Below are 23,334 nucleotides of genomic sequence, written 5' to 3'. Positions count from 1 at the left end.
ACGGTACTCCCATGACTTTCGCCTCCCTTGGCCTGATCGAACCCTTGCTGCGCTCCCTCGAGACGCTCGGCTACCAGACCCCGACGCCGGTGCAGGCGCAAGCCATTCCGGCGGTGCTGGCCGGTCGTGACCTGATGGCCGCGGCCCAGACCGGCACTGGCAAGACCGCCGGTTTCGCTTTGCCGCTGTTGCAGTTGCTGGCCATGGAAGGGCCGAAAGTCAGCGCCAACTCGGCGCGTGCGCTGATTCTGGTGCCGACCCGCGAGCTGGCCGAGCAGGTTCATGAGTCTGTGCGCCAGTACGCCGAAAACCTGCCGCTGCGCACTTATGCGGTGTACGGCGGTGTCAGCATCAACCCGCAGATGATGAAGCTGCGCGGCGGCGTCGATGTGCTTGTCGCCACGCCCGGTCGCTTGATCGACCTGTTCCGCCAGAACGCGCTCAAACTCGATCAGTTGCAAACGCTGGTGCTGGATGAAGCCGATCGCATGCTCGACCTGGGCTTCTCCGAAGAACTGGCGAATATTTACCGCATGCTGCCGAAAAAGCGCCAGACGCTATTGTTCTCCGCAACCTTCTCCGATGACATCCGCCTGCTCGCCGGGCAGATGCTCAACGACCCGCTGAGCGTCGAAGTCAGCCCGCGCAACGTTGCCGCCAACACGGTCAAACAGTGGATTGTGACGGTGGACAAGAAGCGCAAGGCCGAACTGTTCGTGCACCTGATGCGCAAGAACAAGTGGAAGCAGGTGCTGGTGTTCGCCAAGACCCGTAATGGCGTCGATGCACTGGTGGAAAAACTCCAGGGCCTGGGCGTGAACGCTGACGGTATCCATGGCGACAAACCACAGGCGACCCGCCAGCGCGCGCTGGACCGTTTCAAACTCAGCGAAGTGCAGATTCTGGTGGCGACCGACGTCGCCGCCCGTGGTCTGGACATCGAAGACCTGCCGCTGGTGGTCAACTTCGACCTGCCAATCGTGGCCGAGGACTACATTCACCGCATCGGTCGTACTGGCCGTGCGGGCGCTACGGGCGAGGCGATCTCGCTGGTGTGCGCCGATGAAGTGAACATGCTGTCGGCGATTGAAATGCTGACTCGCCAGACCTTGAAACGCCAGAACGAACCGGACTTCGAGCCTGAACACCGCGTGCCGGACACCGATGCCAGCGGTCAGGTGATCAAAAAGCCAAAGAAACCGAAGAAGCCGAAAGCGTCGGGCGGTGGCGGCGGTAAGCGCAACCTGGGCAAGTGGGTCGACAGCGGCGACACGCAAGCGCCAGAACCGGCGATCAAGCCTGTGCGCAAGGTGCCGGTGTTCAACACTGGCCCACGCAAGCGCAAGCCTTAAACATCGCTGCGCCTGTCAGATTGCTATCGCGAGCAGGCTCACTACTACAAGGTCCTATGCGTTACCTGTAGGAGTGAGCCTGCTCGCGATCTGGTAACGCACGGTCTTCAGCCCTTACGCTGCAACCATTCCAGCATTGCAAAACCGGCAGCCCGCCCACTGGCAAAACACCCGGTCAACAAATAGCCTCCTGTCGGCGCTTCCCAGTCAAGCATCTCGCCTGCGCAAAACACCCCCGGCATCGCCTTGAGCATCAAGCGCTCATCCATCGCCTCGAACTTAACGCCACCGGCACTGCTGATCGCCTCATCCAGCGGACGGGTTTTCACCAAGGTCACCGGCAACGCCTTGATTGCTCGCGCCAAGAGCGCCGGATCGGCGAAGGTCTGGGCATCGGTCAATTCACGCAACAACGCCGCTTTCACCCCATCAATTCCCACCTGACTGTGCAGATGCTTGGCCATCGAGCGCGAGCCGCGTGGCTTGCTCAGCGCTGCCTGTAATTTATCCACAGGCCGGCCGGGCAGCAGATCAATGTGGATAACCGCTGCCCCCTCGCGATTGATTGCCTCACGAATCGGCGCCGACAGTGCGTAGATCAGACTGCCTTCCAGCCCGGTCGCGGTGATGACGCATTCGCCCAAGCGCGGCACATCGTCGTTCAATCCAATGGCGATGTTTTTCAGCGGCGCGCCGGCGAATTTATTCACCATCAGCTCGCTCCAGGCCTGCACTTCGAAGCCGCAATTGCTCGGTTGCAATGGCGCCAGGTCCACACCGCGTTGCTCCAGCGCCAGCATCCATGCGCCATCCGAACCCAGGCGCGACCAACTGCCGCCGCCGAGGGCGAGCAGGGTGGCATCGGGTTCGACGGCTATTTCGCCTTGTGGCGTGTCGACGCGCAGCGCGCCTTGCCCATCCCAGCCGAGCCAGCGATGGCGGGTGTGGATCACCACGCCGCTGTCGCGCAGGCGCTTGAGCCAGGCGCGCAACAGCGGGGCGGCTTTCATGTCGGTGGGGAATACGCGGCCGGAGCTGCCGATGAAGGTTTCGATACCCAGTTCGTGAATCCATCGACACAGCGCATCGGCATCAAACGCCCGTAATAGCGGGGCGATCTGCGGCGCACGGTCGGCGTAGCGCGAGAGAAACGCCGGGTAGGCTTCGGAGTGAGTGATGTTCATGCCGCCGACCCCGGCCAGCAGGAATTTGCGCCCGACCGAGGGCATGCCGTCGTAGAGATCGACGCGCACGCCGGCCTGGCTCAGCACTTCAGCGGCCATCAGGCCGGCAGGGCCACCGCCGATGATGGCGACGTGAGCATTGATGGGGACGGAGTTCTGGGTCATGGGCGTGCGCTGCGGTATGGCGGGACAGGCGCGCATTCTAACAGCGCAAAACCCCTGTAGGAGTGAGCCTGCTCGCGATAGCGGAATCACATTCAACATTGATGCTGGCTGATCAACCGCAATCGCGAGCAGGCTCACTCCTACAGGGACTGCGCAGTGGCCAATTATTAACCAGTCTTCTGAAAGCCACAGCCACCAAGGCCCGCAGTGCCTTTCACTCAGGTTATCCACAGGCAGTTCCACAGCGATTGTGGGTAACGCAGCACGTTTCAATGACAGCCGTGTGAATCCCATACGCGCTGTGCGCTGTGATGAAGGATGCCGTGGCGGCGGGCGAGGGCGTGGCGGTCCTTGCTGTAGCCGCCGCCGATCACGCCCATCACCGGAATGTCGCGACCCAGGCAATGGCGCATCACGCTTTCATCGCGGGCGGCGACGCCCGCGTCGGTCAATTGCAGATAACCGAGGGCGTCGTCCTTGTGCACATCGACGCCGGCGTCGTACAGCACCAGATCCGGTTGATACAACGGCAACAGGTAATTGAGCGTGTCGTCCACGACCTTCAGATAGTCGGCATCGCCCATGCCTTTGGGCAGTGGAATGTCCCAGTCACTTTCGGCTTTGCGCGCAGGAAAATTCTTTTCGCAATGCAGGGAAACGGTAATCGCCTCTGGGGTGTCATGAAGAATCCGCGCGGTGCCGTCGCCCTGATGCACGTCGCAATCGAAGATCAGCACGCGATTCACCCGACCGCTTTGCAGCAGGTAATGGCTGATGATCGCCAGGTCATTGAAGATGCAGAAGCCGGCCGGATAATCGTAGTGGGCGTGGTGAGTACCGCCCGCCAGATGGCAGGCCAGGCCATGTTCCAGGGCTTTTTCCGCCGCCAGAATCGAACCGCCGACCGCCCGCACCGTGCGCCGCGCCAGAGCCTCGTTCCATGGCAAGCCGAGACGCCGTTGGTCTTCGCGGGACAACTCGCCGCTCATGTAGCGTTCGATATAGCGGCGGTCATGCGCGAGGGCGAGGATGTCGTTGGGGCAGACTCGCGGGCGCAGCAGGTCGGCATCGCGGGTCAGGCCGCTGTCGATCAGGTGATCGCGCAAAAGGCGAAACTTGTCCATGGGGAAGCGGTGATCCGCCGGGAACTCGGGGCTGTAGTCTTCGTGGTAGATCAGCGGCAGCGGCATGACTTATTTCGTGCAGGACGTAGGAAAGAATGAAGGATCCTACCAGCGATGTAGACTGGCGGCATGGAAATGGAGGGGCACGATGGAGCCGATACTGGAACTGCAAAGCGCACGTTTGCTGATGCGTCAGTGGCAGGACGAGGATTTGCCGGCATTTGCGGCGATGTGCGCCGATCCGCAAGTGATGCGCTATTTTCCGGCGCCGTTGAGCCGGCTGCAAAGTGCCGAGCTGATCGGCCGGGTCCGCGGGCATTTTGCCGAGCACGGCTTTGGCCTGTGGGCGCTGGAGCGCAAGGACACCGGCGAATTCATCGGATTCACCGGGCTCGGCGTGGTCGGTTTTGACGCGCCGTTCACCCCGGCCGTGGAGATCGGCTGGCGTCTGGCCAGAGAACATTGGGGGCTGGGGTACGCCAGTGAAGCGGCGTGGACGGCTCTGCGATGCGGCTTTGATCGGTTGGCGCTGAAAGAAATCGTTTCCTTCACCGCCAAGAACAATGCGCAGTCGGAGAAAGTCATGCAGGCGATCGGCATGCATCACGACCCGCAGGATGATTTCGATCATCCGAAACTCGCCGTCGATCACCCGCTGCGCAGACATATCCTGTACCGCATCACCCGCGAACAATGGCTGCAAACCTTGCATGGATAAGCCGACACGGACGTTTACAATGGCGGCCATATCATTGGCCCGGGCCATAACCTGAATCGGCCGCCGCAGCCAAGACTGCGCGGCATTGCTGTGTGTGAGGAGAGTCTGAATGAGCCAAGTGCTGGAAGATCTGGTCGATTTGCTGACCCTGGAACCGATCGAAGAAAACCTGTTTCGCGGCCGTAGCCAGGACTTGGGTTTCCGTCAGCTGTTCGGTGGCCAGGTGCTGGGCCAGTCGCTGTCGGCAGCCAGTCAGACGGTTGAAGAGGCGCGTCACGTGCATTCGATGCACGGTTATTTTCTGCGTCCGGGCGACGCCAAGTTGCCGGTGGTGTATTCGGTTGATCGTGTGCGCGATGGCGGCAGTTTCAGCACCCGTCGGGTCACGGCGATCCAGAAGGGCCAGCCGATTTTCACCTGCAGTGCGTCGTTTCAGTACGACGAAGCCGGTTTCGAACACCAGAGCCAGATGCCGGTGGTGGTCGGTCCGGAAAACCTGCCCTCGGAGCTGGAGCTGACCCAGCAGCGGGCGCACCTGATTCCCGAGCACATGCGCGAAAAGCTGTTGTGCCCGAAGCCGATCGAAGTGCGCCCGGTCACCGAAAAAGATCCGTACAACCCGCAACCGGCCGATCCAGTGAAATTTGTCTGGTTCCGCGCTGACGGTGCCTTGGCCGATATTCCGGCGCTGCACAAATACCTGCTGGCGTACGCTTCGGACTTCGGCCTGCTGACCACTTCGATGCTGCCCCACGGCAAGTCGGTCTGGCAGAAAGACATGCAGGTCGCCAGCCTCGACCACGCGCTGTGGTTCCACAATGATCTGCGCGCCGATGATTGGCTGCTGTATGCGATGGACAGTCCGTGGGCCGGCAATTCCCGTGGTTTTTCCCGGGGCAGCGTGTACAACCGCGCCGGACAACTGGTTGCCTCGGTCACGCAGGAAGGCTTGATCCGCCATCGCAAGGATTGGGCATGAGCCTGGCCGAGGTGCGCCACTGGGTGTTCGACATGGACGGCACGCTGACGGTCGCGGTGCACGATTTTGCGGCGATTCGCGTGGCGTTGGCGATTCCAGCCGAAGACGACATCCTTACTCATCTCGCCGCATTGCCGCCGGATGAGGCCGCGGCCAAACACGCCTGGCTGCTGGAACACGAGCGCGATCTGGCCTTGGGTTCGACCCCGGCCAGCGGCGCGGTGGAGCTGGTGCGTGATCTGCATGCGCGTGGTTATCGCCTCGGCATTCTCACGCGCAATGCGCGGGAGCTGGCGCATGTGACGCTGCAAGCGATCGGTCTGGCGGACTGCTTTGCCGTGGAAGATGTGCTGGGGCGCGATGAAGCGCCGCCGAAACCGCATCCCGGAGGTTTGCTGAAACTGGCAGCAGCCTGGAATGTTCCGGCCAGCGAGATGGTGATGGTGGGCGATTACCGCTTTGATCTTGATTGCGGGCGAGCGGCGGGGGCGCGGACGGTGTTGGTTAACTTGCCGGATAACCCGTGGCCGGAATTGACCGATTGGCATGCAAGGGATTGTGTGGAGTTGCGGCGGATGCTTCAGGGTTGAGATTTCATTGCCTGACCGGGCGCCTTCGCGAGCAAGCCCGCTCCCACATTGGATCTTCAGTGCGCAGATATTTTGTGCAAGGCACAGCACCCATGTGGGAGCGGGCTTGCTCGCGAAGGGGCCGGTTCAGGCAACACAAATCCTACTGATCAAACAACGCCTTCTGCCCCTCAGGCGATGTCAACATCCCATCCCCGTCATGCCCCACTCCGGGCACTTCAATCAGCCGCTGATTGATCCCCTCGGGATGGCGGCGCAGCAAATAACCGAAATACAGCTTCCCGCGCATCAACCGGTAAGCGCCTTGCGCCTCGGCTTCACAGCTTTTGTCCAGCGCCGGATGTTCGGGATCGACATCCTGCTGCCCCAGCAGATAAATCACTTCACGTTTGACGTAAGCGCTTTCCACCTGCAACGGGGTTTGCCCGCCGGCGTATACCGGCATGTCGGTCAGGCCATACTTCCAGCGATTGAAGCCCGGGCACTGCGCGTGATCGAACGCCACCGGCCGCTGTTCGTTGAAGTACGCATACGATGAAGGATTGGCGACCACGTAGCGCATGCGAATACCGTTGGCCTTGAGCGCCGGCTGGTCCTTGGCGAGCAGGGCGTAACGCTGCACCACCTGAGCGCCGCCGGAGTGGCCGAAAATCACGATCTGCTTCACGTCGGCAAACTGCTTGCGATCGCTGACCCGTGCGACGATTTCATCCAGCGCCGCAAACGAACTCAACGGATTCGGCCCTGTGGACAAGCCGCCCGCCATCCATTCGTTGCCTTTCCAGCGCAGCAGCGTTGCCGGCAGCGAATACAGCGGCACATCGCTTTCGTTGAGAAACTGCGGGGCGATCACCAGTGTGTGCGATGTCTGTCCCGCCAGTTCGACGGCACTTTCCGCGCTTTTGCGGTAGGTCTCGGCATTGCGCAGCCGACCGTGAATGACGATCACCACGCGCTCGATTTTTTCCGGCGCCGGTCCGATGCCGACGGCCATTTCGCCGGCTTTGAACTGCAAGCGCCCGGGGCTGATTGCGTCGACCCCGGCGGCCTGCGCCGTGCTGCCGAGGATCAGTAGAGCGAGAAGCCATTTATGCATTTACAGGGTTTTCGCCGCGAAGGTGTCGCACTGGCTTACCTGGCCTTGTGCGAATCCGGTTTTGAACCAGCGCACCCTTTGCGCCGACGTCCCGTGGGTGAACGAGTCCGGTACCACGCGGCCCTGACCCTGTTGTTGCAAACGATCATCGCCGATGGCGTTGGCGGCGTTCAAGGCTTCTTCGATGTCGCCGGGTTCCAGCCAGTTCAGGCGCTTCTGTGCGTTGTAGGCCCAGACGCCAGCGAGGCAGTCGGCCTGTAATTCCTGACGGACCAGCAAGCCGCCGTCGCCTTCCATCTGCCGCCCTTGCTGGCGCGCAGCCTGGATTTTCGCCGAGACGCCAAGCAGCGTCTGCACGTGGTGACCGACTTCATGCGCGATCACGTAGGCCTGGGCGAAATCTCCGGCGGCCTTGAAACGTTGCGACATTTCCTCGAAGAAGGCCATGTCCAGATACACCTTCTGGTCGGCCGGGCAATAGAACGGGCCGGTGGCCGACGTGGCCATGCCACACGCCGAATTCACCCGGTTGCTGAACAGCACCAGCGTCGGGTCTTTGTATTGGCGCCCGGCCTGCTGAAAGATCGGGCCCCAGGTGTCTTCGGTGTCGCCGAGGATCGAGCGGACGAATTCGGCCTGTTCGTCGTTGGCCGGAGGCGCCTGACGGGTTTGCGAAGTGGGCGCCGGTTGCTCCATCTGCCCGGTGAGCTGGCCGAGGATCTGCATCGGGTCCTGGCCGGTGAGCCAGCCGATGCCGACGATCAACACGATCGCGGTCAGGCTCAGGCCTTTGCCGCCACCGAAGCGCATGCCGCCGCCACCGCCTGCGTCATCACCCCGCGCGTCGACGACGTTGTCACTGCGTCGGCCTTTTTTCCATAGCATGTGGGAATCCTCTTTTGGTGCGGGTGAAGTGGCAGGTGGTGATGAGTGTTGCTGGTGTGTGAGTGTGGCGCCAGTCCGGTCGTCCGTCCATTCACACGCGCCCTCGTCAGGCGGGCTTGTTATTGACGGTCGACCGGGCCGCGAATTCAATCCTTGGGTGAATTTCTGCAGGCGTTTTCGTGAACCCGCCGTTTCGACAGCAGTCAGTGATGTTGCAGGCTTGGCGTGCGACGAAGTGGCGGGAATCTTGCCTCACATTTGTGCTCAACGGCAGTTTCCCGGCGAAGAAGAGTGCGACCTGTGCGGTTGTTGAAAGCTCTGCCGACTATGCTTGCCAAATCGATTGCCGCCAGCGCGACCGTGTTCGCCAGCGTATTTTTTCCTAGAGATTGCCCATGACCGTCAGCACTCCGCTCTCCGGTGTCAACCAGCCCTTCAAGGGGATCTTGCTGATTGTCGTGGCGACATTTCTGTTTTCCAGCCACGACGCGCTGTCGAAATACCTGTCTGGTTTCTATCCGATCGTCATGGTGGTGTGGGCGCGGTATCTGGTGCACACCTTGTTGATGGCGGGGATTTTTCTGCCACAGTCCGGGCTGCGTGTCCTGCGCACCAAAAAACCGTTGTGGCAGTTGGTTCGGGCGCTGTGCCTGCTCGGCACCAGCCTGTTCTTCACCACGGCGCTGCTGTACATCCCGCTGGCGGAAGCCACGGCGGTCAACTTTCTCGCGCCGGTACTGGTGACGGCGCTGTCGGTGCCGCTGCTCAAGGAGCGGGTGACGCGCGGGCAGTGGATCGCGGTGATTTGCGGCTTCATCGGCGTGCTGATCATCGTCCATCCCGGCGGTGAACTGTTCACCCCGGCGGTATTGCTGCCGTTCTGTTCGGCACTGTTTTTCTGCTTCTATCAATTGCTGACCCGCAAGCTCGCCGAAGTGGACAGCCCGACCACCAGCAATTTTTTTGCAGGTCTGTGCAATACCCTGGTGATGAGCGCGCTGGTGCCATTCTTCTGGCAAGTGCCGACGCTGCCCCATGCCGCGCTAATGCTGGCGCTGGGCAGTTGCGGGATGACTGCGCATTTGTTTCTGACCCAGGCCTTCCGTCACGCCGCACCGGCCTTGCTGGCGCCGTTCGGTTATTGCCAGATCGTGTTTGCGGGATTGTTGGGCTGGTTGCTGTTCGATCACACACCGAGCGGGTTGACCGTGATCGGCATCGTGGTGATCTGCTGCAGCGGCCTGGCGGCGGCGTGGCAGCAGAGTCGGCGCTGAAGAAACGCAAATCCCTGTAGGAGTGAGCCTGCTCGCGATTACGGTGTATCAGTCGCTGAAGATGTTGACTGATACAACGCTATCGCGAGCAGGCTCACTCCTACAGGGGACGGGTTTGGCAGGTTATTCGGTAACGGTCGGAATCTTGCGCGGTGCCATGAAGTACATCCACGTCAGCGCGAGGAAATACATCGCCGGAATCAGCGTGAACAGCACCGTGTAGTTGTTGTGGGTGACAGTGAGGATGTGGCCGACGATTTGGGTCATGAACATCCCGCCGATGGCCGCGCACATCCCGCCAAAACCGAACACCGTGCTCATCATGTGCTTGGGCGTGTAATCCATCACCAGGCTCCAGATGTTCGCGGTCCAGGCCTGGTGCGCGCCGATCGCCAGGGAAATCGCCGCCACGGCCACCCACAGGTTGGCCGAGCCGGCCGCCATGACCACGCCGATGATGCAGCAGGCGAACAGGAACATCGACAGCAGTCGCGCCTTGATCGAATTCATTCCGCGACCGATCAGGAACGAGGACAGGATGCCGCCACCGACACTGCCGAAGTCGGCGGTGACGTAGATAATGATCAGCGGAATGCCCATCTGCGTGACGTTGATCCCCAGGTTGTATTGCTGATTGAGGAACGGCGGCAGCCAGTACAGGTAAAACCAGAACACCGGGGCGGTCAGCGAATAGGCAATGGCGAAGGCCCAGGTGCCGCGCATACGCAGGATTCTCGAAAACGGCACGCGGGCCTGTTCCGGTTCGACTTCCTGCTGGATGTAATCAAGTTCCGACTGTTTCACGCTCGGGTGATCTTCCGGGTTGAAGTACTTCAAGCCCCAGAACAGCAGCCAGATCCCGCCCAATGCCGCCATGCACAGAAACGCTGCCTGCCAGCCCCACACATGAAGCACCAGCGGCAACAGCATCGGCGTGAACATCGCACCGACGTTGGTGCCGGCGTTGAAGATGCCGGTGGCCACCGCGCGTTCGCCGGCCGGAAACCACAGGCGTGTGGTTTTCACGCAGGCCGGGTAGTTGGCCGCTTCGGTCAGACCGAGGATAAAGCGGCAGACCATGAAGCCGACGGCCGAAGTCGCCAAGCCATGAGCGCCGGTGGCCAGGCTCCAGAGCAGCACGGCGCAGAAGAACACGCGCTTGACGCCGACCCGGTCGATCAACCGCCCTTGCAGGACGAAACCGATCGCGTAGCCGACCTGAAACCAGAAGTTGATGTTGGCGTAATCCATCGCCGTCCAGCTCATTTCCTTGGCGAGGATTGGCTGCATGACGCCGAGGGCGGCGCGGTCGATGTAGTTCAGAGTGGTGGCAAAAAACACCAGCGCCAGCATGCCCCAGCGGGTCTTGCCGACCGCCATGGCGCCGCGGATCTTGTCGCCGATGCCACCCGTGGCAGTGCTCATGGCCGGAGCCACGCGGGAAGTCTGTGAAGGAATCATGTGTTCCACCCGTTTTTGGATTTTTTATTTGGTGTGCTTTTTCTCTTGCACGCTGCGACCGGTGGTTCAGATCCGGACTCAATGTGCGGTCGATGTTGGGCAGTGGACGAAAAATCGTCAATTCGCCAAACCGCCATTGTGTTCGATAATCGCACGCAAAACTAACCGGGTAGTACACTTTAATTTGCTGCGCGCAGGGATGCAGCCAATAATTTCCTCACGATAAAAACCTACTCGATGTAGGCGTTGCCGAAGGCTGCGATCTTCGCTTTTGAGGATCAACAGATCGCAGCCTTCGGCAGCTCTTATGTAAAAGCGGCGCAGTCCGGGAGTTGAAAGATGCAGCGTTCCATTGCCACCGTTTCCTTGAGCGGCACCCTGCCGGAAAAACTCGAAGCCATCGCCGCCGCCGGGTTCGACGGGGTGGAGATTTTCGAAAACGACCTTCTGTACTACGACGGCAGCCCCCGTGAAATTAAACAGATGTGCGCCGATCTTGGCATCGCCATCACGCTGTTTCAGCCGTTCCGTGACTTTGAAGGCTGCCGCCGTGACCGGCTGGCGCGCAATCTGGAGCGCGCCGAGCGCAAGTTCGATCTGATGCAGGAACTCGGCACCGACCTGGTGCTGGTATGCAGCAACGCAGCGGCAGACAGCATCGGCGATCAGCAAATTCTGGTGGACGATCTGCGCCTGCTGGCCGAGCGCGCCGGTGCCCGTGGCTTGCGCATCGGTTACGAAGCGCTGGCCTGGGGCCGTCACGTCAACACTTATCAACAGGTCTGGGACATTGTGCGTCAGGCCGATCACCCGTGCCTGGGTGTGCTGCTCGACAGCTTCCACACCTTGTCGCTCAAGGGCGATCCAGGCGCGATCGCCGAGATTCCCGGCGACAAGATCTTCTTCGTGCAAATGGCCGACGCGCCGATTCTGCAAATGGATGTGCTGGAGTGGAGCCGACATTTCCGCTGCTTCCCGGGGCAGGGCGAATTCGATCTGGCGGGATTCCTCGCGCCGATCATCCAGAGTGGTTACACCGGGCCGCTGTCTCTGGAGATTTTCAACGATGGCTTCCGGGCTGCACCGCCGCGGGCCAATGCTGCCGACGGTTTGCGTTCGCTGCTGTACCTGGAAGAGAAGACCCGCCAGCGTCTGGAGCAGGAAGCCACGCCGGTGGTTAATCGCGAGATCCTCTTCGAAACACCCAAGGCCAGTGAGTACAACGGCATCGAGTTTCTCGAATTCGCGGTCGACGAGGCGCTGGGCGCAAAACTCAGTCTTTGGCTGCAGCGCCTCGGTTTCGTCACGGCCGGGCAGCATCGTTCCAAGAGTGTGAGCCTGCTGCGCCAGGGCGATATCAACCTGATTCTCAACGCCGAGCCTTATTCGTTCGGCCACAGTTTTTTCGAAGCCCACGGCCCGTCGTTGTGCGCCACGGCGATCAGGGTCAAGGACAGCGCCAGCGCACTGGCCCGCGCCGTCGCGTATAAGGGCCAGCCCTATCGCGGACTGGTCGGCCCCAATGAACTGGAACTGGCGGCAGTGCGTGCGCCGGACGGCAGTTTGATTTATCTGGTCGATGAAGACGCCGATGTCTACGGCACCGACTTCAACCTGCTGCCAGACGCAGTGGCCCGAGGCGGCCTCAAGCGCATCGACCATATGGCCATGGCCCTGCCGGCGGACAGCCTCGACAGTTGGGTGCTGTTCTATAAAAGCCTGCTGGATTTCGAGGCTGACGACGAGGTGGTGTTGCCCGACCCCTATGGTCTGGTGAAGAGCCGCGCACTGCGCAGTCGTGACAGTTCGATTCGCTTGCCATTGAATATTTCCGAGAACCGCAATACCGCGATCTCCCACGCGCTGTCGAGCTATCGCGGCTCGGGGGTGCATCACATCGCCTTTGATTGCGACGACATCTTCGCCGAAGTCAGTCGGGCGAAAGAGGCGGGCGTGCCGCTGCTGGATATCCCGCTCAATTACTATGACGACCTTGCCGCGCGCTTCGATTTCGACGACGAGTTTCTCAGCGAGCTGGCCTATTACAACGTGCTCTACGACCGTGACGCCCAGGGCGGCGAGTTGTTTCACGTCTACACCGAGCCGTTCGAAGGGCGTTTCTTCTTTGAGATCATTCAGCGTAAAAACGGTTATGCCGGATATGGCGCGGCGAACGTCGCGGTGCGTCTGGCGGCGATGGCCAAATCACGCAGTGGTGCGGTGCGTCAGGCGAAGTTGTAGGAAATTCGTAAGCGCGGGACCAAACAGCGGTTGCGTGGCTTCCTTCGGTGTGCCGCGCGGCCCATAATCGCCAGCCTGTGCAGTGATGGCCGTGAGCCCGCAATGACAACGAATTCAGAACTATCCGCTGCTGCTGTCGAGTCCAGCGCCGAGCCGCGCAAGAGTCGCAAGAACAACCCGGAAAAGACCCGCGAGAACATCCTGCAGGAGGCGATCGTCGAGTTCGTCCAGCAAGGTTTGTCCGGCGCCCGCGTTGACGCGATTGCCGAGCGCATCCACACCTCCAAGCGCATGATCTATTACTACTTCGGCAGCAAGGAGCAGTTGTACGTCGAGGTACTGGAGAAACTCTACGGCGATATCCGCAGCACGGAAAACCGCCTGCACCTGGACGAACTGCCACCGGAGCTGGCGATTCGGCGCCTGGTGGAATTCACCTTTGATCACCACGATCGCAACGTCGATTTCGTGCGCATCGTCAGCATCGAAAACATCCATAACGCCGAATACGTGAAGCGTTCCGATGCGATCAAGGCACTGAACAATACGATTCTCGATACCCTTGGCACGATCTTGAAGCGAGGTGCTGACGAGGGCGTGTTCCGCCGTGGTATCGATGCGCTGGATGTGCATCTGCTGATCAGCTCGTTCTGCTTTTATCGCGTGTCGAACCGCCATACGCTGGGTGAGATTTTTCAGATCGATCTGCCGGACGATGCCATCAAACAGCGTCATCGCGAGATGATCTGCGAATCGGTGTTGCGCTACCTGCAGGCCTGACGCCATCCCCGTGTAGGAGTGAGCCTGCTCGCGATAGGGTGTGTCAGAAAAATATGTATCGGCTGACGGAATGCTATCGCGAGCAGGCTCACTCCTACAGGGTGGCGGCAGGGTTCAACCATTCATGCTTTGAAAGTGTGCCAGCATCCGCTGCGCATCCGGCACCACGCCGCTGAACAATTCGAACGCCTTCACTGCCTGAAATACCGCCATGTTGCCGCCGTCCAGGGTTCGGCAGCCCAGGGCGCGGGCGTTACTCAACAACTCGGTTTCCAGCGGGAAATACACAATCTCCGCGACCCACAATTCCTTGCGCAGCAACTCGGCCGGCACTGGTGAGCCCGGCAGCTTGGCCATGCCCATCGGCGTGGTGTTGACCAGGCCATCGGCCCGCGCCAGCGCGCCGGGCAAATCCCCTCCGGCCTGCGCGCGCCCCACACCAAAATGCTGGTTGAGATTGTTCACCAGGCTTTCCGCACGCTCGCGGTCGACATCAAAAATAGTCAGTTGCCGTACGCCTTCACCCAACAGCGCGTGGGCCACTGCCGCGCCAGCGCCACCAGCGCCCATCTGGACTACGCCTTCACGGGCGGCGTCCGTCAAACCCCGGCGCAAACCTTCAGCGAAACCGAGGCAGTCAGTGTTGTGGCCGACACGCTTGCCGTCCTTCAGCACCACGGTGTTTACCGCCCCGATACCGCGGGCTTCCGGCGACAGTTCATCGAGCAGCGGGATGATCGCCTGTTTGCACGGGAAGGTGATGTTCAGCCCGGTGTAATTCATCCGCTCGGCCGCCAGCAGCAGGTCGGGCAGGGCGCTGCTGTCGAGGTGCAGTTGATCCAGATCGATCAACCGGTACAGATAACGCAGGCCTTGGGCATCGCCTTCGCGCTCATGCAGCGCGGGCGTTCGCGAGGCCTGAATGCCGGCGCCGATCAGCCCGGCGAGTATCGCGTTGCATCCGGACATGCGCTTACCCCTTGAGTCGCTGGCTGAAGTATTCCAGCGCCAGTCGATAGCCGTGGCTGCCGAACCCGCACATCACCGCCGTGGCAATCGCCGAGACGAACGAGTGATGGCGAAACGGCTCACGGGCATGAACGTTGGACAAATGCACTTCAATGACCGGCAACTCGCTGGCCACCAACGCATCGCGAATCGCCACCGAGGTATGTGTCCACGCGGCCGGGTTGATCACGATCCCGGCGCAACGGCCGCGAGCGGCGTGAATCCAGTCAAGCAACTCGCCTTCGTGATTGGTCTGGCGAAACTCCACGCTCAGACCGAATTCTTCAGCGGCGCGACCGCACAGCGCAGAAATGTCAGCCAGGGTCTCGTGACCGTAAGTCGCCGGCTCGCGAGTGCCGAGCAGGTTCAGGTTCGGGCCGTTAAGCACCAGAACGATAGGGCGCATGGGGAAGAACTCCACTTATTGTTTTTGGCTTGGGCCGAGGGGTTTCAGCCTGTGGAGATAAAATGTACTAGTTGGTTACATTGGTCAATTGAACTACTTAGGCAGTAATGTTTTTTGTTCGGTGATCGCACGCCAACTTATGGCGATCCATCTTTTTCAAGGTGTAACGACAGCTTTGCTTACGTTTTTTCCGTTCCTTCTGCGGCCTCGATTACCACGAAACCGCTAGCCTTCTGTGACTTCCGGAAGATCTGTTCTCATACACCGGTCGTCGGACTCGAAAGGAAAATCGAGTTTTGTAATCTATAAACCTAACGGATGGGTTAGCATGAAGGTATGCAGTTACAAGGGATTGTCGATATGCATCATGTTGCGAGATGAGCACTGCCCACCGCACGCCCATGTGGATGCGGGCGCCTGGAGTGCGCGATTGCGCTTCAGCTTCTGGCACAACGACGTTGATCTCTGGGATGTCGTGCCGCTGTCCCGTCGGCCGCCGCAAGCCGTGCTTGAAGGCCTGCGTCAGTCATTCGGACTATCGGCGCATCTGCGTCGCGCACGCGGAATCTGGTGGTCGGGCATGCAAACCGCTTGTCTCGACAATCAGGTATGGGACTGCGAATCAAATGAAGTGCCCGTGATGAAGCCGGTCACCGAAACGACCTACCGAATCGGATCGGCGTGCTATGACCCAGAAGAAGACAGGGTATTTCTGACGCTGCTCGGCAAATTGGAAGGAGTTGAAATCGATTTATGAAAGTCATCAAGGCAAGACCGTCCGAGCATCGCCCCTTGACGGAGGAAATGCTCGATGACGCCATAAAACTTGGCGAGGCACGACAAGCCAGCAGTTTGCAGGCTGTTTCCGTGACCTTCGAAGAATCCTCGCTGGTCGTTCGTTTCGAGGATGGCAGCGGTGTTTTGCTGCCGGTAAAGCTGTATCCGGAGTTCGATGGGTTTGACGCAGCCGATTATGCAAGCCTGACGATCGGCTTCGCCGGCACTGCGCTTTGTCATGAGGGTAAAGACCTGGATATTTCAATCGCCGGTATGATTTCGGCGAGCCCTTCACTCATGAAGATGGCGGCTTCGGTCGTTGCTTCGCGCAACGGACGTCAAAGCAGTGCTGCAAAAACCGCAGCTGCACGAGCGAATGGCAAAAAAGGCGGGCGCCCGCGTAAAACCGATATCGCGCCCTAGCTCCCACAAAAAAGCCGTCAGTCACGACGGCTTTCTCGTACAACTACCCGCGATCAACGCCGGGTCAGCAGCACACCCGATTCCATGTGGTGGGTCCACGGGAACTGGTCGAACAGCGCGCAGCGGGTGATGCGGTGGGTGTCGTGAAGCTGGGCGATGTTTGCCGCCAGGGTTTCCGGGTTGCAGGAAATGTACAGAATGTTGTCGAAGCGGCGGGTCAGCTCGCAGGTGTCCGGGTCCATGCCGGCGCGTGGCGGGTCGACGAAGACGCTGCCGAATTCGTAGCTCTTCAGATCAATGCCGTGCAGGCGCCGGAACGGGCGCACTTCGTTGAGCGCTTCGGTCAGTTCTTCGGCGGACAAGCGCACCAGGGTGACGTTATCCACAGCGTTTTCGCTGAGGTTGCTCAAGGCGGCATTGACCGAGGTCTTGCTGATTTCGGTAGCGAGCACTTTGCGTACACGGGTGGCGAGTGGCAGGGTGAAGTTGCCGTTGCCGCAGTACAACTCCAGCAGATCGTCAGTGCGATCGCCCAAAGCTTCGTACGCCCAGTTCAGCATCTTCTGGTTTACCGTGCCGTTGGGCTGGGTGAATGCGCCTTCCGGTTGGCGATAACTGAAGGTGCGCCCGCCGACCTCGAGCCGTTCGACCACATAATCCTGACCAATCACCTCGCGCTTGCCTTTGGAGCGTCCAATGATGCTGACGCCAAGGTCCGCGGCGAGTTGCTTCGCCGCGGTGTGCCAGTGCTCGTCCAGCGGACGGTGATAGCACAGCGTGATCATCGCATCGCCGGCCAGCGTGGTCAGAAACTCCACCTGAAACAGCTTGTGGCTCAGCGCCGAACTGGCCTGCCACGCCGCCTTCAGTTGCGGCATCAACTGGTTGATACGCAGGCTGGCGATCGGGAATTGCTCGATCAGGATCGGTGTGCGCTTATCGTCCTGAGAGAACATCGCATAGTGACGCTCGCCGCCTTCGCGCCACAGGCGGAACTCGGCCCGCAGACGAAAGTTCTGCAACGGCGAGTCGAACACGGTCGGCTCGGGTGCGGCGAACGGTGCCAGCAAGTCACGCAGGCGCGTGACCTTGGCGGCGAGTTGTTCGGCGTAGGCTTGAGAATCGAATGTCATGCGTTGAACCAACCCAGCTTGATCACGAACAGAATCGACAGAATCACCAGCGCCGGGTTCAGCTCACGGGCGCGCCCGGCGAGCAGTTTGATCACGGTCCAGGCGATGAAGCCGAAGGCGATACCGTTGGCGATCGAATAAGTGAACGGCATGGCCAGCGCGGTCACAACGACCGGCGCGGCGACGGTGATGTCTTCCCAGTCTATTTCTGCCAGACCCGACGTCATCAACACGGCGACGAACAGCAGCGCCGGCGCCGTGGCGAAAGCCGGAACGCTGGCTGCCAATGGCGAGAAGAACAGCGCCAGCAGAAACAGCATCGCGACGACAATGGCGGTCAAACCGGTACGGCCGCCGGCACTCACGCCCGCTGCCGATTCGATGTAACTGGTGGTGGTCGAGGTGCCCAGCAGCGAACCGGCCATGGCGGCGGTACTGTCGGCGATCAGCGCACGGCCCATTTTCGGCATGTGGCCGTCCTTGCCCATCAGGCCGGCGCGCTTGGCGACGCCGATCAGGGTGCCGGAGTTGTCGAACAGATCAACGAACAGGAAGGCGAAGATCACGCTGACCAGACCGATGTCGAGCGCGCCTTTGATGTCCAGTTGCATGAAGGTCGGCGCCAGCGACGGTGGCATCGAGGTCACGCCACCGAACGGGGTGAAGCCCATGGCAATGGACACGATGGTCACCGCCAGAATGCCGATCAGCACTGCGCCGCGCACTTTCAATGCTTCGAGGGCGACGATCAGGGCAAAGCCGAGGGTGGCAAGAATCGGCGCCGGCTGTTTCAGGTCGCCGAGGCCGACCATGGTGGCCGGGTTGCTGACCACGATGCCGGCGTTGTGCAAAGCGATCAGCGCCAGGAACAAGCCGATACCGGCGGCAATCGCCGAGCGCAGCGGCAGCGGGATGCTGTTGATGATCCACTCACGGATGCGGAAGATCGACAGCAGGAAGAAACACACCGCCGAGATGAAGACCGCACCCAGCGCCACTTGCCAGGTGTGGCCCATGTGCAGCACCACGGTGTAGGTGAAGAAGGCGTTCAAGCCCATGCCGGGCGCAAGGGCGATCGGGTAGTTGGCGATCAGGCCCATGATCGTCGAGCCGATGGCGGCCGCCAGACAGGTGGCGACGAACACCGCACCCTTGTCCATGCCGGTCTCGCCGAGGATGCTCGGGTTGACGAACAGAATGTAGGCCATGGCCAGGAACGTCGTGACGCCCGCGAGAATCTCGGTGCGCACGTTGGTGTTGTGTGCCTTGAGTTGAAACAGCCTTTCCAGCATGTCTGCTCCCCGTGGCGCGCGTGGCGCCGTAAATGTATCGACCTCAACAGCAAAGCACAGACCGTCGCAAGCGCCTGGAAAATTGTAGTGGGCCGGAAAAAGCCGCGCATCATACCAGCAGCGTGAGGAATTTGGCGGATGTTGGCGTCGATCGTCGGCGAAGTTTTACGCAGCAAATAACTGCGCCATACTGCGCGCTGATTTTTCGGAGTGGGCAGGCATGCGCAACGGCGGGATGACAGTTTCTGGATTGGTTGCAGCACTGCTCGCGGCAGTCCCGGCGTTCGCGGCGTCTGCGCCGCCGTTGAGCGAAGTGAAGGTGATCAAAGTGCAATCGCCGGCCTGTGGTCTGGAAGACATTGCCGATAACCAGCCGCAAACTCAATGCAATCACAACGGGCCGAACATCAAGGTTTATGTGCTGGAAATCGGCTATGGGCAGAACCAGCCACGGGTCGCCCTGGATGGTTTCGAAGTCAACGGCACCCGAGCGCCGGTGTGTGCCTTCGATAACGGCAATCTGACCGAGTGCAGCCCTGGCAGCAAAACCGTCGGTTCTCTTTATACCTTCGATCTGGCCGGCAAGCAGGAAGGCACGTTTTCCTTCAGCAATACCTCGATCAATGCGCCGCGCAACACCCTGTCGACCCAGCTTTACATCAAGTAACGGCTGACGCTGCGCGATCCGGGTGAAGCTGACTACGCTTCAGGTATCACCCAGCGGAAAGCGCCCATGACTTTTAGAGCACTGGTTACCCTCGCCGAGGGCATAGACGATCTGCAAAGCGTGACCCTGATCGACGTGCTGCGCCGCGCCGGCATCGAAGTCGTTGCCGCCAGCATCGAAGGCCGACGCATGCTCACCTGCGCCCGCGGTACACGCCTGACCGCCGACGGCATGCTGGTCGATGTGCTGGCGCAAACCTTCGACCTGATCGCGTTGCCCGGCGGTGCCGTCGGTTCACAACATTTGGCGGCGCATCAGCCGCTTCAACAACTGCTCAAGGACCAAGCCAGCGCCGGACGACTGTTCGCCGCCATCGGCGAAGCCCCGGCCACCGCCCTGCAAGCAGCAGGCGTGCTGCGCCAGCGGCGCATGACCTGCTTGCCCGGCGCCAGCCATCAATTATCGGGCTGTACATTTGTTGATCAACCAGTGGTGGTCGATGGCAACTGCATCACCGCCCAAGGCTCGGGCGGGGCGCTGGCGTTTGCCTTGACCCTGGTTGAGCAACTTGGTGGCAAGGCGTTGCGGGGGAAGGTGGCGGGGGAGTTGATGGCCTGAAAACCTCAGACCTTCTCTTCCACCGGCACATGCATCCGGTCCCGATTCGCCAGGGTCGGGAACAGTTTGATCCACGTTCCCGTCACCACCAGCGTGCCGATCCCGCCCATGACCACCGCCGGCACCGTGCCGAACCAGTGAGCGGTGAGGCCGGATTCGAATTCGCCCAGTTGGTTCGAAGCGCCGATGAACAGGCCGTTCACCGCGCTGACCCGGCCGCGCATTTCGTCCGGGGTTTCCAGCTGCACGAACGAGGCACGGATGACCATGCTGATCATATCCGCAGCGCCGAGGACCACTAGCACCGCCAATGAGAACCAGAATGATGTCGACAGGCCGAACGCTATGGTAGCGACACCGAATATGCCGACGGCAGTGAACATCACCCGGCCAACATTGCGCTCCACCGCGAAGCGCGCCAGAAACAGTGACATCAGCAACGCGCCCACCGCTGGCGCCGAGCGCAACAGGCCCAGGCCCCACGGGCCGGTCAGCAGAATGTCCTTGGCGAACACCGGCAGCAACGCCGTCGCCCCGCCCAGCAATACCGCAAACAGGTCCAGCGAGATCGCCCCGAGAATGTCCGGGCGGCTGCGGATAAAGCGAATTCCCGCCAGCAACGAGTCGAGGGTGGCTTTGCCTTTGTTCAGCGGCGTCTGGCGGGCCGGCAGGTTGAGCATCAGCGCGCAGGCAATCACATACAGCAGCACGGTCGGGCCGTAGACCCAGACGCTGCCGAACGCGTAGAGCAAACCGCCAAGGGCCGGAGCAACGATGGTTGCCGACTGCTGCGCCGATTGTGCGGCCGCGACGGCACGCGGGAACAGGGCGCTGGGAACGATGCTTGGGAGCAACGCCTGGGTCGTTGGCATCTCGAACGATCGCGCCGCACCGAGCAGAAACGCGAGAATGAAGATCAACTCGCGCGTGACGTGATCGGTCGCACTGCCAATGGCCAGTGCCAGGGCAATCATGGCCTGCAATGACTGACAGAGTGCAGCGACCTTGCGCCGGTCGTAGCGATCGGCGACGTGCCCGGTGTGCAGCATGAACAGCACCCGTGGAGCGAACTCGACCAGACCGACCAGGCCCAGATCCAGCACGTTGCCGGTCAGTTGGTAGAGATTCCAGCCAATCGCCACAGTGAGCATCTGAAAGCCGCTGGCGGTGAAAATCCGCGCCAGCCAGAAAGCCAGGAAGGGGCGGTGATGACGTAACAGCAGCGGCGCTTGAGTGGGCATCTGAAGGCAGGTCTTGGGCGAAGGAACGGCGAGATTATCACCAGTCTGTAACAGGAAGTTGCTACTGGGCGGAAATTCACTTAGCCCGACACCGATCTCTTCCTGATGACAATCGACCCTGTGGCGAGGGGATTCATCCCCGTTGGGTCGCGCAGCGGCCCCCAAATCTCGAAGCGACGATTGCTGCGCAGCCGATCGGGGATAAATCCCCTCACCACTGAAGCAATGAGACAACTTGTCACGCGGCAAACGACCACGCAGTTCATCGGCGAAAATGGGACTACTCTTTTAACGTTGCTTGATCCAGATCAAGACCGCTCGCGCAATTGATCTGACGGCCAGTTGGCCAGACTCCCTGCGTTGCGATGGTTGTAAAAAAAGAACGAATCCGAATTCGCCGCACTCCATATCCGTGGGGGCAGTGGTGCAGGCCTCCGGGTCCGCCACCCGTACTACCTGACAGAGGAAGCCATATGTTCGGTTTAGAGGCTCTCGATCTCGCCCGAATTCAGTTCGCGTTTACCATCTCGTTCCACATCCTGTTCCCGGCGATCACCATCGGCCTGGCCAGTTACCTGGCGGTGCTCGAAGGCCTGTGGCTGAAGACCCGCAACGACACCTACCGTGACCTCTACCATTTCTGGTCGAAGATCTTTGCCGTCAATTTCGGCATGGGCGTGGTCTCCGGTCTGGTCATGGCGTACCAGTTCGGCACCAACTGGAGCCGCTTCTCGGATTTTGCCGGGGCGGTCACCGGACCGTTGCTGACCTATGAGGTGCTCACGGCGTTTTTCCTCGAAGCCGGTTTCCTCGGGGTGATGCTGTTCGGCTGGAACAAGGTCGGGCGCGGCCTGCACTTCTTCTCGACGGTGATGGTGGCCGTGGGCACGCTGATTTCGACGTTCTGGATTCTGGCGTCCAACAGCTGGATGCAGACGCCGCAGGGCTTTGAAATCGTCAACGGCCAGGTCATTCCGACCGACTGGCTGGCCATTATCTTCAACCCTTCATTCCCTTATCGCTTGATGCACATGGCCACCGCCGCGTTCATCGCGACGGCGTTCTTTGTCGGCTCTTCAGCGGCCTGGCACCTGCTGCGCGGCCGGGACAACCCGGCGATTCGCACCATGTTGTCGATGGCGATGTGGATGGCGCTGATCGTCGCGCCGATTCAAGCGGTCATTGGCGACTTCCATGGCCTCAACACGCTCAAACACCAGCCGGCGAAAATCGCTGCGATCGAAGGCCACTGGGAAAACGTTGGCGACGAAGCCACGCCGCTGATTCTGTTCGGCTGGCCGGACATGAAAGAAGAGCGCACCAAATTTGCCGTGGAGATTCCCTACCTCGGCAGCCTGATCCTCACCCACTCGCTGGACAAACAAGTACCGGCGCTCAAGGAATTCCCGCCCAAAGACCGGCCGAATTCGACCATCGTGTTCTGGTCATTCCGGATCATGGTCGGCCTTGGCTTCCTGATGATTTTCACTGGACTGTGGAGCCTGTGGCTGCGCAAGCGTGACGCGCTCTACACCTCGCGTCCGTTCCTGCACCTGGCGTTGTGGATGGGGCCGTCCGGCCTGATTGCGATACTTGCCGGTTGGTTCACCACCGAAATCGGCCGTCAGCCGTGGGTGGTCTACGGCTTGATGCGCACGGCGGATGCCTCGTCCAATCACAGCTTCATGCAGATGAGCATCACCCTGATCATGTTCGTCGTGGTGTATTTCGCCCTGTTCGGCGCGGGCCTGGGTTACATGATGCGCCTGGTGCGCAAGGGGCCGAAGATCAGCGAAGGCAGCGATACGCCGGACGGTGGTCCGGGCCAGAAACGTACACCGGCGCGTCCATTGTCTGCGGCCGACGATCCGGGCGACGGCGAACACGAAGACAACACTCGCTTGACCAAGGAGATTTGAC

General features: G+C 60.7%; 22 protein-coding genes. 12 read left to right on the top strand and 10 right to left on the bottom strand.

The annotated features are described in order from the left end of the window. The first annotated feature begins 11 nt into the window (after nucleotides 1-11). Nucleotides 12-1,352 carry a DEAD/DEAH box helicase gene (locus HU765_RS06645; protein ID WP_186619475.1) on the top strand — a complete coding sequence of 447 codons (1,341 nt, stop codon included), beginning with the start codon at nucleotides 12-14 and terminating at the stop codon, nucleotides 1,350-1,352. A gap of 107 nt (nucleotides 1,353-1,459) precedes the next feature. Here HU765_RS06645 and HU765_RS06640 read toward each other — a convergent pair whose 3' ends face one another. Together HU765_RS06640 and HU765_RS06635 are read right to left on the bottom strand one after the other, a co-directional pair. Further along, nucleotides 1,460-2,701, bottom strand: a complete 1,242-nt coding sequence (locus HU765_RS06640) for a TIGR03862 family flavoprotein (protein ID WP_186619474.1) — start codon at nucleotides 2,699-2,701, stop codon at nucleotides 1,460-1,462. Nucleotides 2,702-2,970: 269 nt separating this feature from the next. After that, complete coding sequence (locus HU765_RS06635) at nucleotides 2,971-3,891, bottom strand: histone deacetylase (RefSeq protein WP_186619473.1); 921 nt, start codon at nucleotides 3,889-3,891, stop codon at nucleotides 2,971-2,973. Nucleotides 3,892-3,973: 82 nt separating this feature from the next. Here HU765_RS06635 and HU765_RS06630 point away from each other — a divergent pair, with 82 nt between their 5' ends. From HU765_RS06630 to HU765_RS06620, 3 genes are all read left to right on the top strand, one after another. Continuing rightward, nucleotides 3,974-4,543 carry a GNAT family N-acetyltransferase gene (locus tag HU765_RS06630; protein WP_186619472.1) on the top strand — a complete coding sequence of 190 codons (570 nt, stop codon included), beginning with the start codon at nucleotides 3,974-3,976 and terminating at the stop codon, nucleotides 4,541-4,543. Between the two features lie 109 nt (nucleotides 4,544-4,652). Continuing rightward, a complete protein-coding gene (tesB, locus tag HU765_RS06625) occupies nucleotides 4,653-5,522 on the top strand; it encodes an acyl-CoA thioesterase II (protein WP_186546827.1) in 870 nt (289 codons plus the stop codon). Then, nucleotides 5,519-6,112, top strand: a complete 594-nt coding sequence (locus HU765_RS06620; RefSeq protein WP_186619471.1) for an HAD family hydrolase — start codon at nucleotides 5,519-5,521, stop codon at nucleotides 6,110-6,112. Before tesB ends, HU765_RS06620 begins: the two co-directional genes overlap by 4 nt. 142 nt (nucleotides 6,113-6,254) lie before the next feature. Here the strand turns inward: HU765_RS06620 and HU765_RS06615 are convergent, their stop codons facing one another. Together HU765_RS06615 and HU765_RS06610 are read right to left on the bottom strand one after the other, a co-directional pair. Further along, nucleotides 6,255-7,208: an alpha/beta hydrolase gene (locus HU765_RS06615; protein ID WP_186619470.1), complete on the bottom strand. Its 954-nt coding sequence runs from the start codon at nucleotides 7,206-7,208 to the stop codon at nucleotides 6,255-6,257. Continuing rightward, nucleotides 7,209-8,093 (bottom strand): neutral zinc metallopeptidase, encoded by an 885-nt coding sequence (locus tag HU765_RS06610; protein ID WP_186546830.1) that lies wholly within the window; start codon nucleotides 8,091-8,093, stop codon nucleotides 7,209-7,211. It lies immediately after the preceding gene. 395 nt (nucleotides 8,094-8,488) lie between these two features. Here HU765_RS06610 and HU765_RS06605 point away from each other — a divergent pair, with 395 nt between their 5' ends. Continuing rightward, complete coding sequence (locus tag HU765_RS06605) at nucleotides 8,489-9,367, top strand: DMT family transporter (RefSeq protein WP_186619469.1); 879 nt, start codon at nucleotides 8,489-8,491, stop codon at nucleotides 9,365-9,367. Between the two features lie 123 nt (nucleotides 9,368-9,490). Here the strand turns inward: HU765_RS06605 and HU765_RS06600 are convergent, their stop codons facing one another. After that, nucleotides 9,491-10,828 carry an MFS transporter gene (locus tag HU765_RS06600; RefSeq protein ID WP_186619468.1) on the bottom strand — a complete coding sequence of 446 codons (1,338 nt, stop codon included), beginning with the start codon at nucleotides 10,826-10,828 and terminating at the stop codon, nucleotides 9,491-9,493. Nucleotides 10,829-11,167: 339 nt separating this feature from the next. Here HU765_RS06600 and quiC point away from each other — a divergent pair, with 339 nt between their 5' ends. Both quiC and HU765_RS06590 read left to right on the top strand, forming a co-directional pair. Next, nucleotides 11,168-13,069 carry a 3-dehydroshikimate dehydratase QuiC gene (gene quiC / locus HU765_RS06595; protein ID WP_186619467.1) on the top strand — a complete coding sequence of 634 codons (1,902 nt, stop codon included), beginning with the start codon at nucleotides 11,168-11,170 and terminating at the stop codon, nucleotides 13,067-13,069. Between the two features lie 102 nt (nucleotides 13,070-13,171). Beyond that, nucleotides 13,172-13,849 carry a TetR/AcrR family transcriptional regulator gene (locus HU765_RS06590; protein WP_186619466.1) on the top strand — a complete coding sequence of 226 codons (678 nt, stop codon included), beginning with the start codon at nucleotides 13,172-13,174 and terminating at the stop codon, nucleotides 13,847-13,849. A gap of 114 nt (nucleotides 13,850-13,963) precedes the next feature. Here the strand turns inward: HU765_RS06590 and HU765_RS06585 are convergent, their stop codons facing one another. Both HU765_RS06585 and aroQ read right to left on the bottom strand, forming a co-directional pair. Continuing rightward, nucleotides 13,964-14,818: a shikimate dehydrogenase gene (locus HU765_RS06585; RefSeq protein WP_186619465.1), complete on the bottom strand. Its 855-nt coding sequence runs from the start codon at nucleotides 14,816-14,818 to the stop codon at nucleotides 13,964-13,966. 4 nt (nucleotides 14,819-14,822) lie between these two features. Beyond that, a complete protein-coding gene (gene aroQ, locus HU765_RS06580) occupies nucleotides 14,823-15,263 on the bottom strand; it encodes a type II 3-dehydroquinate dehydratase (RefSeq protein WP_186619464.1) in 441 nt (146 codons plus the stop codon). Between the two features lie 328 nt (nucleotides 15,264-15,591). On the opposite strand from aroQ, the gene HU765_RS06575 reads away from it, so the two are divergent. Together HU765_RS06575 and HU765_RS06570 are read left to right on the top strand one after the other, a co-directional pair. Next, a complete protein-coding gene (locus tag HU765_RS06575; protein ID WP_186619463.1) occupies nucleotides 15,592-16,020 on the top strand; it encodes a DUF4160 domain-containing protein in 429 nt (142 codons plus the stop codon). Then, nucleotides 16,017-16,463 (top strand): DUF2442 domain-containing protein, encoded by a 447-nt coding sequence (locus HU765_RS06570; protein WP_186619462.1) that lies wholly within the window; start codon nucleotides 16,017-16,019, stop codon nucleotides 16,461-16,463. Before HU765_RS06575 ends, HU765_RS06570 begins: the two co-directional genes overlap by 4 nt. A 53-nt stretch (nucleotides 16,464-16,516) precedes the next feature. On the opposite strand, the gene trmA is transcribed toward HU765_RS06570, so the two are convergent. After that, on the bottom strand, nucleotides 16,517-17,596 hold the full coding sequence (gene trmA, locus HU765_RS06565) for a tRNA (uridine(54)-C5)-methyltransferase TrmA (RefSeq protein WP_186619461.1): 1,080 nt from the start codon (nucleotides 17,594-17,596) through the stop codon (nucleotides 16,517-16,519). Next, nucleotides 17,593-18,888 carry an NCS2 family permease gene (locus tag HU765_RS06560; RefSeq protein ID WP_186546838.1) on the bottom strand — a complete coding sequence of 432 codons (1,296 nt, stop codon included), beginning with the start codon at nucleotides 18,886-18,888 and terminating at the stop codon, nucleotides 17,593-17,595. The genes trmA and HU765_RS06560 overlap by 4 nt, the downstream gene beginning before the upstream one ends. A 220-nt stretch (nucleotides 18,889-19,108) precedes the next feature. Between HU765_RS06560 and HU765_RS06555 the strand changes: the two genes are divergently transcribed. After that, a complete protein-coding gene (locus tag HU765_RS06555) occupies nucleotides 19,109-19,555 on the top strand; it encodes a DUF4879 domain-containing protein (protein ID WP_186619460.1) in 447 nt (148 codons plus the stop codon). 66 nt (nucleotides 19,556-19,621) lie between these two features. Next, nucleotides 19,622-20,173, top strand: coding sequence for a DJ-1 family glyoxalase III (locus tag HU765_RS06550; protein WP_186619459.1), 552 nt, complete (start codon nucleotides 19,622-19,624; stop codon nucleotides 20,171-20,173). Nucleotides 20,174-20,178: 5 nt separating this feature from the next. On the opposite strand, the gene HU765_RS06545 is transcribed toward HU765_RS06550, so the two are convergent. Then, nucleotides 20,179-21,414: an MFS transporter gene (locus HU765_RS06545; protein WP_186546841.1), complete on the bottom strand. Its 1,236-nt coding sequence runs from the start codon at nucleotides 21,412-21,414 to the stop codon at nucleotides 20,179-20,181. Nucleotides 21,415-21,887: 473 nt separating this feature from the next. On the opposite strand from HU765_RS06545, the gene HU765_RS06540 reads away from it, so the two are divergent. After that, the gene (locus tag HU765_RS06540; RefSeq protein WP_186619458.1) at nucleotides 21,888-23,333 is read left to right on the top strand and encodes a cytochrome ubiquinol oxidase subunit I; all 1,446 of its coding nucleotides are present in this window, start codon (nucleotides 21,888-21,890) and stop codon (nucleotides 23,331-23,333) included. The last annotated feature ends 1 nt before the right edge of the window (nucleotide 23,334 follow it).

The organism is Pseudomonas sp. SWRI81 (assembly GCF_014268545.1).
GTDB classification, from domain to species: domain Bacteria; phylum Pseudomonadota; class Gammaproteobacteria; order Pseudomonadales; family Pseudomonadaceae; genus Aquipseudomonas; species Aquipseudomonas hamedanensis.
This window is presented reverse-complemented; position numbering and strand designations above follow the sequence as displayed.

Coding starts and splice junctions, on each gene's coding strand:
- HU765_RS06645 (WP_186619475.1), top strand. CDS start 12: ATGACTTTCGCCTCCCTTGGCCTGATCGAACCCTTGCTGCGCTCCCTC.
- HU765_RS06640 (WP_186619474.1), bottom strand. CDS start 2,701: ATGACCCAGAACTCCGTCCCCATCAATGCTCACGTCGCCATCATCGGC.
- HU765_RS06635 (WP_186619473.1), bottom strand. CDS start 3,891: ATGCCGCTGCCGCTGATCTACCACGAAGACTACAGCCCCGAGTTCCCG.
- HU765_RS06630 (WP_186619472.1), top strand. CDS start 3,974: ATGGAGCCGATACTGGAACTGCAAAGCGCACGTTTGCTGATGCGTCAG.
- tesB (WP_186546827.1), top strand. CDS start 4,653: ATGAGCCAAGTGCTGGAAGATCTGGTCGATTTGCTGACCCTGGAACCG.
- HU765_RS06620 (WP_186619471.1), top strand. CDS start 5,519: ATGAGCCTGGCCGAGGTGCGCCACTGGGTGTTCGACATGGACGGCACG.
- HU765_RS06615 (WP_186619470.1), bottom strand. CDS start 7,208: ATGCATAAATGGCTTCTCGCTCTACTGATCCTCGGCAGCACGGCGCAG.
- HU765_RS06610 (WP_186546830.1), bottom strand. CDS start 8,093: ATGCTATGGAAAAAAGGCCGACGCAGTGACAACGTCGTCGACGCGCGG.
- HU765_RS06605 (WP_186619469.1), top strand. CDS start 8,489: ATGACCGTCAGCACTCCGCTCTCCGGTGTCAACCAGCCCTTCAAGGGG.
- HU765_RS06600 (WP_186619468.1), bottom strand. CDS start 10,828: ATGATTCCTTCACAGACTTCCCGCGTGGCTCCGGCCATGAGCACTGCC.
- quiC (WP_186619467.1), top strand. CDS start 11,168: ATGCAGCGTTCCATTGCCACCGTTTCCTTGAGCGGCACCCTGCCGGAA.
- HU765_RS06590 (WP_186619466.1), top strand. CDS start 13,172: ATGACAACGAATTCAGAACTATCCGCTGCTGCTGTCGAGTCCAGCGCC.
- HU765_RS06585 (WP_186619465.1), bottom strand. CDS start 14,818: ATGTCCGGATGCAACGCGATACTCGCCGGGCTGATCGGCGCCGGCATT.
- aroQ (WP_186619464.1), bottom strand. CDS start 15,263: ATGCGCCCTATCGTTCTGGTGCTTAACGGCCCGAACCTGAACCTGCTC.
- HU765_RS06575 (WP_186619463.1), top strand. CDS start 15,592: ATGAAGGTATGCAGTTACAAGGGATTGTCGATATGCATCATGTTGCGA.
- HU765_RS06570 (WP_186619462.1), top strand. CDS start 16,017: ATGAAAGTCATCAAGGCAAGACCGTCCGAGCATCGCCCCTTGACGGAG.
- trmA (WP_186619461.1), bottom strand. CDS start 17,596: ATGACATTCGATTCTCAAGCCTACGCCGAACAACTCGCCGCCAAGGTC.
- HU765_RS06560 (WP_186546838.1), bottom strand. CDS start 18,888: ATGCTGGAAAGGCTGTTTCAACTCAAGGCACACAACACCAACGTGCGC.
- HU765_RS06555 (WP_186619460.1), top strand. CDS start 19,109: ATGCGCAACGGCGGGATGACAGTTTCTGGATTGGTTGCAGCACTGCTC.
- HU765_RS06550 (WP_186619459.1), top strand. CDS start 19,622: ATGACTTTTAGAGCACTGGTTACCCTCGCCGAGGGCATAGACGATCTG.
- HU765_RS06545 (WP_186546841.1), bottom strand. CDS start 21,414: ATGCCCACTCAAGCGCCGCTGCTGTTACGTCATCACCGCCCCTTCCTG.
- HU765_RS06540 (WP_186619458.1), top strand. CDS start 21,888: ATGTTCGGTTTAGAGGCTCTCGATCTCGCCCGAATTCAGTTCGCGTTT.